This window comes from Bradyrhizobium arachidis, assembly GCF_024758505.1.
Lineage (GTDB): Bacteria > Pseudomonadota > Alphaproteobacteria > Rhizobiales > Xanthobacteraceae > Bradyrhizobium > Bradyrhizobium manausense_C.
This window is the reverse complement of record NZ_CP077970.1, coordinates 2,018,597-2,032,521: the sequence shown is the minus strand read 5'-3', so window position 1 is coordinate 2,032,521 and position 13,925 is coordinate 2,018,597. Positions and strand designations below refer to the sequence as shown.

14 protein-coding genes and 2 pseudogenes are annotated in these 13,925 nt (G+C 59.3%); 10 read left to right on the top strand and 6 right to left on the bottom strand.

The annotated features are described in order from the left end of the window. Positions 1-35: 35 nt before the first annotated feature. Positions 36-902: pseudogene (locus KUF59_RS08995) on the top strand (IS630 family transposase); the annotation flags it as partial. 190 nt (positions 903-1,092) lie between these two features. Here KUF59_RS08995 and KUF59_RS08990 read toward each other — a convergent pair. After that, positions 1,093-2,085: a hypothetical protein gene (locus KUF59_RS08990; protein WP_258769361.1), complete on the bottom strand. Its 993-nt coding sequence runs from the start codon at positions 2,083-2,085 to the stop codon at positions 1,093-1,095. Between the two features lie 540 nt (positions 2,086-2,625). Here KUF59_RS08990 and KUF59_RS08985 point away from each other — a divergent pair. The 4 genes and pseudogenes from KUF59_RS08985 to KUF59_RS08970 all read left to right on the top strand — a co-directional run. Then, positions 2,626-2,817: pseudogene (locus tag KUF59_RS08985) on the top strand (ATP-dependent DNA ligase); the annotation flags it as partial. Positions 2,818-3,702: 885 nt separating this feature from the next. Next, positions 3,703-3,861: a hypothetical protein gene (locus tag KUF59_RS08980; RefSeq protein ID WP_258769360.1), complete on the top strand. Its 159-nt coding sequence runs from the start codon at positions 3,703-3,705 to the stop codon at positions 3,859-3,861. Positions 3,862-4,016: 155 nt separating this feature from the next. Continuing rightward, positions 4,017-5,042: a hypothetical protein gene (locus KUF59_RS08975; protein ID WP_258769358.1), complete on the top strand. Its 1,026-nt coding sequence runs from the start codon at positions 4,017-4,019 to the stop codon at positions 5,040-5,042. A 316-nt stretch (positions 5,043-5,358) separates the two neighbouring features. Continuing rightward, the gene (locus KUF59_RS08970) at positions 5,359-6,690 is read left to right on the top strand and encodes an IS5 family transposase (protein ID WP_258769356.1); all 1,332 of its coding nucleotides are present in this window, start codon (positions 5,359-5,361) and stop codon (positions 6,688-6,690) included. 212 nt (positions 6,691-6,902) lie between these two features. On the opposite strand, the gene KUF59_RS08965 is transcribed toward KUF59_RS08970, so the two are convergent. Together KUF59_RS08965 and KUF59_RS08960 are read right to left on the bottom strand one after the other, a co-directional pair. After that, positions 6,903-7,268 carry a hypothetical protein gene (locus tag KUF59_RS08965; protein WP_258769355.1) on the bottom strand — a complete coding sequence of 122 codons (366 nt, stop codon included), beginning with the start codon at positions 7,266-7,268 and terminating at the stop codon, positions 6,903-6,905. Continuing rightward, entirely contained in the window at positions 7,268-7,663 is a 396-nt protein-coding gene (locus tag KUF59_RS08960) for a hypothetical protein (protein WP_258769353.1), read from the bottom strand. Before KUF59_RS08960 ends, KUF59_RS08965 begins: the two co-directional genes overlap by 1 nt. Before the next feature lie 69 nt (positions 7,664-7,732). Here KUF59_RS08960 and KUF59_RS08955 point away from each other — a divergent pair, with 69 nt between their 5' ends. The 4 genes from KUF59_RS08955 to KUF59_RS08935 all read left to right on the top strand — a co-directional run bounded on the left by KUF59_RS08955 (position 7,733) and on the right by KUF59_RS08935 (position 10,898). Then, positions 7,733-8,284, top strand: coding sequence for a terminase small subunit-like protein (locus KUF59_RS08955; RefSeq protein ID WP_258769352.1), 552 nt, complete (start codon positions 7,733-7,735; stop codon positions 8,282-8,284). 559 nt (positions 8,285-8,843) lie between these two features. Next, positions 8,844-9,098 (top strand): hypothetical protein, encoded by a 255-nt coding sequence (locus KUF59_RS08945; RefSeq protein ID WP_258769350.1) that lies wholly within the window; start codon positions 8,844-8,846, stop codon positions 9,096-9,098. Between the two features lie 340 nt (positions 9,099-9,438). Beyond that, positions 9,439-9,675 (top strand): hypothetical protein, encoded by a 237-nt coding sequence (locus KUF59_RS08940; RefSeq protein WP_258769349.1) that lies wholly within the window; start codon positions 9,439-9,441, stop codon positions 9,673-9,675. A 1,013-nt stretch (positions 9,676-10,688) separates the two neighbouring features. Next, positions 10,689-10,898 (top strand): TenA/THI-4 family protein, encoded by a 210-nt coding sequence (locus tag KUF59_RS08935; protein WP_258769348.1) that lies wholly within the window; start codon positions 10,689-10,691, stop codon positions 10,896-10,898. 717 nt (positions 10,899-11,615) lie between these two features. Here the strand turns inward: KUF59_RS08935 and KUF59_RS08930 are convergent. Continuing rightward, positions 11,616-11,834 carry a hypothetical protein gene (locus KUF59_RS08930; protein WP_258769347.1) on the bottom strand — a complete coding sequence of 73 codons (219 nt, stop codon included), beginning with the start codon at positions 11,832-11,834 and terminating at the stop codon, positions 11,616-11,618. Between the two features lie 111 nt (positions 11,835-11,945). Then, complete coding sequence (locus tag KUF59_RS08925) at positions 11,946-12,176, bottom strand: hypothetical protein (protein WP_258769346.1); 231 nt, start codon at positions 12,174-12,176, stop codon at positions 11,946-11,948. A gap of 372 nt (positions 12,177-12,548) precedes the next feature. On the opposite strand from KUF59_RS08925, the gene KUF59_RS08920 reads away from it, so the two are divergent. Beyond that, positions 12,549-12,758, top strand: coding sequence for a hypothetical protein (locus KUF59_RS08920; RefSeq protein WP_258769345.1), 210 nt, complete (start codon positions 12,549-12,551; stop codon positions 12,756-12,758). A gap of 362 nt (positions 12,759-13,120) precedes the next feature. On the opposite strand, the gene KUF59_RS08915 is transcribed toward KUF59_RS08920, so the two are convergent. Continuing rightward, complete coding sequence (locus KUF59_RS08915) at positions 13,121-13,462, bottom strand: FAD-dependent oxidoreductase (RefSeq protein ID WP_309500956.1); 342 nt, start codon at positions 13,460-13,462, stop codon at positions 13,121-13,123. Positions 13,463-13,925: the final 463 nt, after the last annotated feature.

The following is a 13,925-nucleotide window of genomic DNA, read 5'->3' as shown; positions in this document are numbered from 1 at the left end:
GTTGTTCGTGCGTGCCTCGAACGAGGAGGCACGCCATGAATGTACGCTATCGGGTCGACCTCAGCCAAATCGAGCGCACCGAACTCAGGGCGCTGCTCAGCGGCGGCAAGCATGCGTCCCGCAAGCTCAAGCGAGCGCAGATTTTGCTGGCCGCCGATGCCGGGACCAGCGACGAGGAGATCGCAAGGAGCGTCGGCGTGAGCGGCTCGACCGTATACCGGACCAAACGACGCTTCGTGGAGGGCAATCTGGAGCGGGCGCTGAGCGAAGAGCCGCGTCCCGGGGCGGAACGCAAACTCACGGGCAAGGAAGAAGCCTTGCTGGTGGCGACAGCCTGCGCCAGTCAGCCAAAGGGCCGTGCCCGCTGGACGCTGAAGCTGCTGGCGGGTGCGATGGTCAAGCTCACCGAACACAAGAGCCTGTCGCACGAGACGGTTCGGCGGCGCCTGGCCGAGGATGACCTCAAGCCCTGGCGCAAAGACATGTGGTGCATTCCGCAGGTCGACGGCGAATACGTCGCCCGCATGGAGGATGTGCTCGACCTCTATGCCGAGGCGTCCGACTCCAGACGGCCAGTGGTGTGCTTCGACGAAAGCCCGGTGCAACTCATCGGCGAAACGCGCCAGCCCATTCCGGCCAAGCCCGGTAGGCTCGAACGTTACGATTATGAGTATCGTCGCAATGGCACAGTCAATCTCTTCGTTCTCCTCGACGTGCATCGTCCCTGGCGCAAGGTCAAGCTCACCGAGCGGCGAGCGGCAAGAGATTACGCCCAATGCATGCGTGATCTCGTCGACATCCATTATCCCGACGCCGAGATCATCCGGGTCGTCCAGGACAATTTATCGACCCACTCCGCCGGCGCCCTCTATCAGGCGGCTGATGCGCCCGTGCATCAACGAAATTGTCGCCACGTAGGCCAGAGCGGCGGCAACGAAGCGATAGTCCGCCGCAATCGGCGCAATAGCGCGGACCGCACGCCAGGCGCTGACGAAGAGCGCCAAGAGCGCGAGCCCGGCGATCCAGCCGAACTCGAGCGCGGCCTGCAGGAAGGCATTGTGCACGCTGGCGCCCTCGATGCAGCCCCTCGCCTCAAAGCCGTTGAGGCCGATTCCGAACGGACCCGCCGCCGGCAAGAGGCGCAAGGCATTGCGTAAGAGTTGGCCTCGGATCGCAATAGAATTGTCGCGGTCGACCGCCTCGCAGGCTGTCGACCAGATGCCGGCGGCAGTGTTGAAGGCGTGGTCGACAAAAATCCGTGCCGTCTGCCAGCGCGCCGACGATCGCGCAAAGCGCCAGGGCGGCCAGCGCCGCAATCACCCTTCGGCTCAGCACGCGCGGGCCGAGCACTGCGGCAACAAGCACCGCCAGCGCCACAAAGGTAAAGCGCACCATCGAGGCGGCGAAGACCGCAATCGGCACCATAGCCAGGACGTCGAGCGCAATCACGCCAGAGGCACGCGACAGGCTCGTCAGCCAACCCAGCAAGCAGAGACCCATCAACATTGCGAACTGCGCCGGCGCCGCGTCGAATTCGCCGAATACGAGCGGCTTGCAATGCGGTGCGGACCACTGCTCGACCAAGGCAGCTAGTGTCGACAGCGCGCCGGCGGCCATCACTGCGGACCCCATGATCATCAGTCCCTGCCGGATCTCGCGTTCGCCGCAAAGGCGCCCAGCTAGGTAGCCACTCAGCGTGATCGCCAGGAGCGCGAGCTCCTTCTCGCCTCGATGGCCGTTGACCAGAAGCGACACGCCAACCGACCCCACAAAGGCGACGAAGAGTCCGTCGCACAGATTGAATGAGATAACGCGCCACTCTCCCAGAGCGACGAGCAGCACGACAGGACCGGCAAGCAACAGGCCCGTCACCACGGATCCGGCGCCAAACAGCCCATGCGCCAGCACAGAAAGCGAGCTCGTCGAGACCAAAATCCCGAGCAAAGCCGCTCGAACAAATGAAATTTGCAAATCAAACCCCCACGGCAGGACGCTTTGCCTGGGCGCTCGCGAAAAGCACTTCATAGCTGCGCAACGAAGTCGATTTGCACCGGAACCGCGTCGCTCGGTACGTTCCTGCGGCATAAAAAAAGCTCCCCGCGCAGGTTTGCGGCGCGCCAGGGGTTGCTGGAGGACCTGGCCGACACGCTGCTGGGATTTCGTAAAGCTCAGGCGAGTAGTGCGCTGGTTGCGCTTGGATCGAATTTGGCCTGGGTGTGGAGCATGCAGACGGGTAGTGGTTTTTAGCAGAAATACGGCGGCTCACGCCCGTCAAACGCCGCTGTTCGTCCTGGTTGCAATGTTACCGTACTTCGCCGACCGGCTGGGAGAGCAAGATGGTCAACGCATGTCGTAACACGGTCATGGCTATCGCATTTATCGCAGTCGCCAGCGTCAGCATCTTGTGGGATCTTAACAGCTACATCGCCTGTGGCCTTGCCCTGGTCGCCTCATTCGCTTCCGGCTTTTGCGTCGAGCGCTCCTTCATCGATCGGTCCCACCGCAAGATGATCCGCCTCCACGGCGCGGATTGGCGTTCGGCAAGGGGCCAATAGCCCGAGAGTGGGGCCAGCTCGGCCCCGGGCCGTGACTGAGGCCGCTGACGATCGGAGCAGCCCACAGGGCCGGCCCGACGGCATTACCGTTGCGCCCTTTGAGCGGGGCGAGATCGGGCCCGATTTATTCCGCGCGGCGTGCCACATGGGGCTTGAGGGCCTGGTCTCGAAACATCGCGATCGGCCGTACCGCGGCGGCCGGCAGAGCTTCTGGATCAAGGTCAAAAACCGCGATCATCCAGCGATGGAACGAGAATTGTGATGGCCGCTCTGGTCGTGCGGTTGGGCGAGGCGAGGCGAGGCGGAAAAATCGCCTCGGGATGATCGATGAAGCGCTATTGCTTTCGTCCACCGGCTGCGGTTGATTTCTCGCATGGAAGGGGGAGCTATGGGGATTTTTTCGGGCGAGAAGTGGGAACGGACATTTCGGCTGCGAAGCCATCAGGGCGTCGGCCGCGGGTTTCTTTCTGTCCTGTTTTGGCTTTGGGGCACTGTCGGACTGCTGTTCAACGCCGGATCCTTGATGGGCCTGACCGGCTCTATCGGGGTGGGAACGTCAGCATACGAGCCTAATCTGGATCGGCGGCATGTTGTTATTCGGGATCGGCGCCCTGCTATCGCATCTCGACTTCGATGGCGAACGCCCGATGTCGCCGGACGCCGGCGACATCCGCATTTCGCGCTGATCGGATGACAAAGTGCTTTCGCCCGCTCCATGAGCTTCCGCTGTTTGCGAGCGAAGAAGATATCGCGACCGCACTTATGGGCCCCGGCCAGGCGAGGCACTGGAAGCAGGTCGCGCCACTTTTGGAACGCCGCGGCTTCCCAACGATCCACGGCCTGATGGGCGGCCGGTATGTGCCGGCCGTCCGGGCGTTCTTCGACCGGAAGTATCGGGTCCACGGGGACGAACAGGTTTCCAAGCCGCATTCGCCGGCGAAGTTGCGAGCGTACCATGGGAGACGATCGTCCGCAGAGCGTAGACGTTCTCGCCGCTGGCGCAAGCTGATGATTTCCTGCCTCGCCACAGCCGACATCGCCGCCAGCGCGTCCAGTTCGGCAACCTTTGTCTAGCGACGTACCCACAACACGGTCCAGATCGGGGGGCTAGCGCTTTGGCGCGGGTCGCGTCGCACTTGATCGGGTGATGATCACGCAGCACTGGTGGCAGCAATTCGTCGGCTCGATCGGGGTGGTGACGAAGGTGAAGGCCAGGAAGGCCGAGGGCGGCCGCCTGGTTACCGTGAAGATCGACGGCGCGAAAGCGAGCGTCGAGTTGTCGGAGTACGCCGTGAGGGAGCTATGAGCTACGTTACCGATGCTGGCGCGGCCGGGCCATTGTGGACGCCTCTTTGCCGCCACCGATTCTGACCGCGAGCAAAGAAAGTCGTGTTGCTCTTCGCGCGCTTGCGCTAATGTGTTGTGGAAGTGGGCAGCGTCCTTACCCGAGAGGGTGTAGGTATGAGCATTAATTATCACGCGCCACAAGTTCACCTCAGTGGTCCAGAGGGGCCGCTCGTTGAAATCTCGCGGCGGGTTGTCGAAGTTTTGCCGCCCAACCCTGAGGACCAGCGTCGGAAATTAGCCACTACCTGGCTAGCCGAGTTGGACGAGAAGGTTCGAGGCTGGAATAAGGATTTCATCGCCCTGCTGATGAGCTATCCCGGTTTCGAAGAGGGATCAACACCGGCAGCTTACAAGGCGTTCTTTGATGAGCTGCTGGTCTACCAGCGCGGCCTCGATGCCCGGGATGATGCCGTTAAAACGAACCTCTGCAAGCCGCTCATACATCTCTATAGGCGTTTTCCAATCGACTTTGACTGGCTCCGGAAGAAGGATAGCCAGGCGTACGATGATCTTTATAGGCTCGTCGGTGATGCCTACCGAAATGAGTTAGGTATCATCGACCAGGCAAGCCGCGTTATTGACCGCATCTTGCGTCATGATGCCCCCGGACGCTCCCTCCTTCCTGAGCAGAGGATCGCTAGCGCGGACTTTCTTCGGTGGCATCAAGAGAATCCCCAAAAGGTTGTCGAAGTGATCCGCGCGTACGACACGGAAACCGGTGAAGCGGAGCGCGCACTTCGCGATATCAGCGAAAAAGCTGACCTGCAGTTTGTTCCGATCGAGGAGTTCGAGAACCGACGCCGGCCGGGCACCTTCGCTGACGGCACCTTGACGAGGATCACAGAGATGTCGAACCGCCCGCAAATTCAGCACGAGAAGCTCTATACGATACTGGCCTTCGCCTTCGGTATCACCTTCGTTACTGCCCTGCTCACGATTGCCCTTTATTTTCCCGACCCAACTCCGTTTCAGCTTCGCGTGTTTACGGCCGTCTTAGCAATTGCCGTCGCCGGCTGCTCGACCGTGATGACTGGCCTGCTCAATGTAAAGGCGACTTTGGGAACTCAAATCGTTATCGGCGCCAGCGGAGCGCTCGCGACCTTTGTTATCATCTATCTTGTCAAACCGGCCGTCCTCTAAGCGCTCACTCGTGTTCTATCTCTGCATGGCGGCTGCGCCAACCGCCGACCCCAGGCATTTTCGCCGGTGCCATGTCTGAGTCTGGCCCAGCTCAGATCTCTGGTGAGGCCAGCCCGCTGCCGCGGACTCTTTCACTCGCCTTAGTCGCCCGTGAAGAATTCGGAAGCGATTGATCTGTCGCTGTGATTTGGCGTGAGCAAGTATTCGATTTTGCAAGAAAGCCGTGGGTAGGTCTTGGTTTTCTTGCGGTTTTGGATTCCGGATTTGGCGGCTTCGTGATTCCTTTGACGGCGAGATTCGCTGCTGGGGAGACCCCATGAGCCATCCGCGCGACGATCGTCAGGACGATCTGTTTCGTCCATCTCTGGACAAGATCATCAACCTTCGCCATCCGCTGGTGCGTCTGTCGGCGGAGGTCGATTGGGACTTCCTGGTGGGACGCTTCAGTTCGGTCTGTCGCTTGGGGCCGGGGCAGCCACCGTTGCCGACACGATTGGCAGCCGGACTGTTCATCCTCAAGCACATGCACAATCTGTCTGACGAGGCACTGTGCGACAGGTGGGTCGAGAACCCGTATTTTCAGTATTTCTGCGGCGAGGTGGCGTTCCGGCACGAGTTGCCGTTCGATCGCTCGTCGCTGACCCGCTGGCGCCAGCGGCTGGGTGAGGAGCAGATCGCCGCGCTGTTGCAAGAAAGCCTCTCGGTGGCGCATCGAACTGGGGCGATCGAGACCAAAGATCTCGAGCGGGTCATTGTGGACACCACCGTCCAGGACAAGGCGATCGCGCACCCGAGCGATGCGCGGCTCATCCACCGGGCGATCGAGAAGCTGGTCGATTTGGCCAAACGCGAAGGCATCGAACTGCGCCAGAGCTATCTGCGCGTGGCCAAGCGCGCCGCCGTCATGGTGGGACGCTACACGCATGCCCACCAGTTCAAGCGCGCCCGGCGAGAACTCAAATTCCTGCGCACCCGGCTTGGCCGCATCATCCGTGACATCAGACGCAAGATCGAGGGCGACCCTACGCTTGAGGATCGCTTTGGTCCGCTGCTCGATCTCGCCCACCGGGCTCGCCATCAAGAGCAGCGTCAGCGCGGTCCCAAGGTCTACTCGTTGCACGCCCCCGAGGTGGAGTGCATCGGCAAAGGCAAGGCCCGGGCACCTTACGAGTTTGGCTGCAAAGTCTCGATTGCCACGCCTGCCACAGCGCCCAAAGGCGGGCAGTTCGTGCTGCATGCCAAGGCCCTGCACGGCAATCCCTATGACGGCCACACGCTCGGTCCCGTCATCGCCGATCTCGAAAAGCTCACAGGGGTCGCAGCGCGCCGCATCCACGGCGATAAGGGCTATCGCGGCCACAACTATCCAGACCGGTTCAAGGTCTGGATCAGCGGCCAGGTTCGCCGCGTCACCAAGGCCATCCGCCGCGAGATGCGGCGCCGCGCCGCCGTCGAGCCTGTGATCGGCCATCTCAAGGACGACCACCGAATGCGCCGCAACCAACTCAAGGGCCGCGATGGCGACCGCATCAACGCCGTGCTCGCCGCCGCCGGTTACAACTTCAGCCTGCTCCGCCACTGGTTCACGGAACTTTTACGCGTCCTGCTCTGGATACGCTGTCGCCGTCTATCGCAACGCCTCGCGTAAAACGGTGCTCAGAAACGTTCTTCACGAACGACGCCTTAAGCTGCGTTCACTCCCTCAGGTCGACGGCACGAAAGCTAGCGTCGAGCTGTCGGAATACGCGGTGAGGGAGGCATTCTAATGGCGGTGTAGTTGTCAGCTTTGACGGTCAAGCAGCTATGTCAACGCGTGTCTTCGATAAGACGGCCGAGGTCCAAACACGGTTATCTCGTCCCTCAGTCTTGGCTGATGTCGGCAAACCAAAACTTTGGATCATTCATTTGTTGGAACATGGTCTCAACGTCATATTCGAAGGCATCGATGCCGTCGAGCACTGATTGAGCTGCCGACTCAGCGATACCCTTGGATTGATCTCCAGCAACTTTGGACAGAATATGGCCCATCACCTTTTGGATCCCACTAGCCTCCTTAGGAAGCATTGCGTTAAGCCCGATTGTAACGACTATGCCGCTGAGTTGCCCTAAGTATGCAGGCAGCTGCTTACCGTTCACTCTCCGCTGCCAGTCACTCGAGTACGCAGGTACTGTTGGCGGACTTTGTTGCGGTTGTTGTTGTGGCGGATCTCGTGGATTGTCGGCCATCAGGTAGACTCCGCTAAAACCTCACCCTTCTTCGACGCAAGACCGGCTGCTATCTGTGGGATAAAGTTTCCATCTCGCGGGGCAGTGACGACTAAATACTGTTTCATCTGTTCTAGAATTTCTTTCTGCCGCTTAAGCTTTGACCTTCCTAACGATATTTTATCAAGCCCGTCCTGCTTCTTTTGCTCGGCACGGTATGCTTCCACAGTGACCAGTTGCAATCTTTGATACAGATCGGCCGTTCTGATTCCCTCATCGGTCACCCTCTGGTCGTGGTCGGGGAGATTCCCAACTTGCTGCAAACCTTTGTCATGAACATATTGTTCTTCAGCCAGCCTGTGCATGCGTTCGCCCATTTTTGCGACAAGCTTTAAGCCCTCGATTTCATAATCCACTCGCTCGTCCTTGAATGGCCTCTCGACGATATCCAGATGTTGTTCGTGTAACTCAAGCTGCAAAGTTAGGTGATCAAGTTCAAAGGACCCCGCGAGGGCTTTTTCGCACAATACGCTCGGGCGCGAGAACTCGGCTATCACTCGATGGCCGACGAGCTCGTCGAGATCGCCGACGACAGCTCGGGCGACGTCAAGCTCGACGGCGGTGGCAATGCCCGCATGGATGCAGAATTCGTGGGCCGCTCGAGGCTTCGAGTCGACACCCGCAAGTGGCGGCGTCTTGATCCTTCTCGGCGTAGCTGGCTTACTCGTCCGCGGGCTGAAGACAAAAGGAAAATGACGATGAGGACGCCGCTGATTCTCGCCGCCACCATCCTTGGCTTTTCGGCATCTGCCTTCGCTCAAACAGCAGCGGCGCCTAAGGCGACCGCAGTGCCCAAGGCTGCCAGCAAGCCGCACAAACAGCCGGCGGTCCCGACGGGCTGTAAGTTCGTAGGAACGGTGAAGGGGACCAAGATTTGGGCCGGTGATTGCGCCACACCGTCAGAGCTCAGAGGCAGCACACCCGACGCCGAACCCACAGCGCCAGCAGCACCTGCCGAAGAGCCCGCCAAACAATAGCGACTTTCCCTTGCGCTCGCCCGCGGTTTTGCTGGAACATCGGTCGGGTCGTCGAGCTCCGGGGCGAAGGCAAAACGATGAGGAATGGAGATCGCTGCACCGATCGTGCGGAACGGTAGCAGCGCAGGCCGCAGGTCACCGCTTCAATGTGGCGGCCTGCGGCCGCTTAAGCGACCGCCGCCAATCGCGACGCCCAGGCCAAACAGGTTCTGCCCTGCCAGTGAAGGCGACACCCGCTTGAATCGCCTCGAATCTCAAGGATCGAAAGCCCCTCTCCGCGCGTTGAGTATTGAGCCCCAAGTGCGGGAGGTCACCATGATCAGCGACCGAGAACGGCGGGGTAGGACAGCGGCGGAACGCGAGGCCCATAAGGCATTCAAGGCGGCCAAGGCGAGGGAAGCTATGACCGACCACGCCAAAGCGCAAAAGGCCCTCCACGATAACCGAGAGCGCCTAATGGCAGAACGGCTCGCGCGGGAGGCTGAAGCGGCCAATCGCATAAAAGCAGGTTGAGCGTCCCTCTGATGACCGCACAGGACCGAGTTTGGTAGAGGGTGAAATGGCCCTGCGCTTCAGCCGCGTCGATACTCCAGCCAATCTGGAAATTTGGAGCGCGAGCGACAGCGGCTTTTCCTTCGTGATAAGCAACGAGAGCCGCAGCGGACCCGGTCTCCACGGACAGCCGGGCTTTGTTGCATCCTGGCGCCTCATCAATTTGAACAGGCCGGCTGTACGGGTGGGCGGTTCGCCGTTTAACACGTTCGCTGAGGCGGAGAAGGCCTGCGAAGCTTTCCTGAAGCACCTCACCGAGTGATACCCCGACCTGACCATCCGTCCTGCTGGTCGAGATCGCACTCAAGAGGCCGCCCGGTCACCGCCTGTGGTGGTGACGGGCGTCCAAGCTGCGTCGCGTTTTAGGTATGAGCGCAGGACAGGCCCTGCGCTGAGAGCTTCGCCTTACCGGCCGGTTGGATCGTCGTTTTTGTAAGGCCCGCCAGCGTGCGCCGCTGACGGGCCTGTCACAAAGGTGTGGCATGCGTATTGCAGACTTGGAAACAACTGGGATTTCGATGCTCAGTATAAGCGCTGCCGGGACCCGTATTTCGAGCCCAAATGCCTCTTTCGTCAGCCAAGCATATTTGAGGAGCCACCCCATGTCATCGACCACCATTGAATTGATCGTTTCCGCTTATGTACGTTTGAAGAACCAGCGAGTTCTGGACGATATGCGTGAACTTCGGCACCGGCTGCTCAAAGATCTGCGGGCTGCTTCCGGCTTCGAACCGCGTCAGGCCCTGAAGCAGGTTCAGGAGGACCTGCGAATAATCGAGCAAGGGCTAGAGCAGCTCCGACTGCCACAAGTGACGCTGCGCGAGAACGAGTGGCGCTGAAAGGTTTTCCCTCGGTGGCTGACCGCCGGCAAGCAGGTCGCCCATCGGGGGCACAATGAGTAACGACGTTCTTGCGAAGGTGGTCGTAACAGCCCTTCTCCTGGGTGCCCTCCTCAGTTGGCGGACCGAGGCTTTTCACTCACCTCACACGCAAGGCCAATTGCCCAACGGAATTCACGGCCAATCGCAAATAGCCGGCCCGCGCTAGCCTAGTCGGAAACAAAAACGCCGCCCGCTTGAAATGCTGCGGAGGCCGACGGTTCTGGCCCTCGCGCGGGCTGAGCACGAAAGGCTGGATAAGTACAGACAAGCAAGAGCAATGGTTGAGGCGTGCGGGAGTGAAAAACACAAACGGCCCCAGCGGAGGCTTGGGTGCTGGCGCCGCCATTTCGCACCGGACAGTAATCGGCGGTAAAGTGTCCGGTGGACTCAACTAAGTTCCAGTGGAACCTTCTAGTTCCCAATGCACGATCTCCAATGCCGCGAGTGCGGCCAAGCCAAGAACATACATGAACTTTTCTACACCTTTAGAGGTGGGTGGCGTCACAAACGCTGAACGCCCACAGACCATGGGCAGAACTCGAAGTGTCCTAATCTCGGTTTGCGAGTGTCCGTAGGACAGCACCTCGCGTTCCGCCTGCCACTTAAACCCGTCGACAGCATCTCCGATTTCAGTGCGCCGCGTTTCCTATTGACGGGTCTCGTATCTGTCGCAGCGAGGATCGCCGCGCTTCACAAGGGCGATCTCCTGCAAGTTGTTTTTCGGGTTACAGTGCAATAGCCCGTACTCCGACAAATACGGCTACGGTAATGGAACGCGTGAGCCGCGCTCGCATCATACGCCACGAGAACGTGCCCGACTGCGGGAGCTTTGAGGTGCGCTTTCCGGACGGCCGGCCAAGCGTTTATTACTTCCGGTCCCGGCCGCCGGCTTAGCCCCGATCAGGTTGATAGCAAGACCGCCCTGGAAAAGGCCAAGACGTTTGCCCGAGCTTGAGTTGAGGGAAGAAATCGTGACTCCGCCCGCTGAACCGACCGACCTTGAATTAATCCGCAGAATCGCAAGCACGGGCGGCACGAAATACACCGCCGGAAACATCGACCGCCGAAAATATCAGCGCTTAGTCGCGTTAGGCTGGCTGACCGAGGTCTCCGTCAACATCAGCGATGTTCTGTACGAGGTGACCGAGGCTGGGAAGGCGGCCGCGCGTCGAGACGGCTGAGAGGAATTGCGAGAGTTGCGAGGGACAAGCATTGAGCGAACACTAAAGAGGTAAGCCCGTTTATCAATTGCCTGGCCTTTGAATAGGTCGCCCAATCGCATGGCGAGTCAGGGCAACAGTGTTTGCGTAAGGTCTCCTCAGCGTTGTTCTCGCGGCGGACGGGAATGGCATTTCACCACGAAGAACGATTTTCAACCGGCAAGGGGCCGCTGAAGGGCGGCCCCTTTCGATCCCGACACGCGCAATCAACGGCGAGAGGGGCGAATGGCGTTTGGACTGGTTGGACGCTGTGACGCGCGGGGTCGGTTGCCGGGGGAGCAAATGCGGGTAGCCGTCCCAATTGGGACACTCGCTCTACTAAGTTAGGACATGCTTCGGGATAACGTGGCAATTGAGCCGTGTCAGCTTCTGGAGTGGGCGACTCAGAACGGGCCTCAGCCGGTCAACCCCGGGCTGGGCCCTTCATGTCATAAGCAAAAGCGCCGTCCGCTTGAATGTATCGCGGACGGCGGCTTTCCAGCCCCGGGAGGGTGATGCAAAATCCCGGCATCTGTTAGTTTGCACGACCCGTGCCAAGATTTTACGTCCCGGGCGAAACACTCGGACGAATGGACTTCGCGAAGCGAGGTATTGGATCAAGGACGCTGCATACGTAGCTTTCGCGAGCTGTCCTTCGTCATATCGGCCCTAGCTAGCTCACGAACGATGGGCTGTCCGCTACCCTTTCCGTTGCGCGTAAAAATCCGAAAGATCGAGAACCGCCCTGCGATACGATCGCCCGTCATCATCGGGCACATCGAAATCGACGAAAACGTCATCGATTCCAACCAGCAGCATTCGGGTGGTAGACTTGTTGGTGTTGATCAGATCGGCATAACAGCCATAGTCCAGCTTGTAGACGATAAAGCGCTCGCCGGCACGATGTGCGGACGACATGCGTCGACTCTTGATGTGAAGCGCCCGCCTGTCAAACAATCGGTCGATGGTTAGGTCACGTTGACGGGCAGCATGAATGCACGGGTTCTTCTAGCGCCAATAACCTGATCTCTAGTCCAATCCAAAAGCTCCTATTCTCAGGGTTGGATTGTATTGCTGAGTATTTATCTTGCTGAAGAACACTAAGGCTGCGCTGCGTAGCGTCGGCATAGAAATGGCGACATCGTTCGCCTTCGCCGCCTGCAACCAGCGAAGTCTTTCGGCTTGTCTCCAACAATAAGCCTGGCGCTTGCTGCGCTGGATGCCGGAAACCTCGATCGACGAAGGGCTGAGGCTCACCATCAGCTTTGTTGGAGGCTGCCAACATCGCCCCATATCGCGCCGAGGTGTACAATATTTAGCGAAGGTCCATCGGCATCCGGCATGCGCATACACACATTAGAAAATACAGCCTCCCACATGGCGGTCGGCTGCGGCAATGAAGGCCGACCGGCACACTGCTGCAGGCACTCGCGTCGGCCCCCAGCCCAAGTCTGAGCGCGTCGGAATGCAGCTCTGGCCGGTGAGGATGAGAGCTCAATCAGGCCACCGCTTCGCAATGCGCATCTGGCCGGTATTACGCGTTCTGGCTCCACAACTTTTGCTTGATCCGGTGTTTCTATTGCAATCTACTTGTGCATTGCTTGGAAGCGCCAAATTCGGGAGACTTTGCTAATGAACGACAACAGTTCATCAGCAATGCGTGAGTTGCAAAACCTTCGGCTCATGCAGGCATTTCTCCGGATCGACGACCAAACGCATCGGCTAGCACTGCTTCGGGTGGTTGAAGCACTTGCCGGCCCTGCCATCGATCAGCGTTCTCACGGTATTTTGGGCCCGCAAAACGTACCGTCTCCCCCGACCTTCCCGGAGAAGCCTGCCTAGTGCGGTCGGGGTCTTCCGATCGTTTCTGTAACCCGTCTCCGACCGTTTGCGCCCAGAATCGCGATTCAAGTGGTTGTCGCCTCGTTCACATAGCGGACGTGCCCGGTACATCCAACGCGGGCGATATTCATCGCCGCATTCGTGCCGGGCAGCCCGAGCGAACCTCGACGTTTGCTAGCATCCGTTAAGGCTATCATCAGGCAGGCGTCAGCGAAGCGTGCGATGCGAGCCATGGTCGGCAGATCTCTTTTGGAGGAGGGCTCACGACCGCGAGGCCCTCGTGCCAGAGCCCTCCGACGATTTCGTCTTGTCCGCCCTCGTCCATATTGAGATGAGGGCAGATTTCTTTCACCTCACGCGGATCAACGACCAAATCCGCGTTCCATGATGCTTGCCCATCTCGGCGCGCAGATGGAAGGAGTCGCCACGGAATGCGCCAGCGTCAGCTGGCCGCGCTGTGAAAACATGACGTTGAAATTCAGCTCATGCGACATGTTTTCGTAGAGCGAGACGGCTTCCTTGTAGAACCGGATCGATTGATTTGTGATGTAATTTGAACGAATTGTGGTCGTGTTGCGCGCCGTGTTGCCGTCGGCAAGATAGCCCTTCTCCAGAACGGCAACCTTCGTGATGCCGTGATACTTGGAGAGGTAACTGCGCCGCCGCCAGTCAGTGCCCACCACCGCCAACGATGACGACATCATAATGGCGCTTCAGATCCGGCGTCGGAACGTAGTCGCGCTTCAGCCCATATTTGAGCAGCGTGAGAGGCATGTTGCTGGGTTGCCTTCATTGAATATCACGATTTGTTTTCAGCCCATGCTCGCCTCCCTCGCTCGCCTCAGCAAGCAACGTTATCTGGATCAATGACCTCGAATATTCTTTGCAGGTCTGGCGGGCTGGAATCTGCTGACACCTCCCGCGCTTGGGGACCTATTCGGCGGGCTTAGGCCATCAAAGTTGGTTCGACCACGATCAGCGGAGTCGCGTGGCCGTCTGCTGGACGGCGGGAGCGATCGGTCTACGGCAATCCCCAAGCGGTAAGTTCCATGCTCCTGCCTAAACCACCGAAAACGACGCCCAAGTGACGGAAGAGCTTGATGTAGCATCACTTTGGAAGTTTTTTCCGATCGAAGGCGATGGCTTTCGATTGTGACCCGAGAAGTC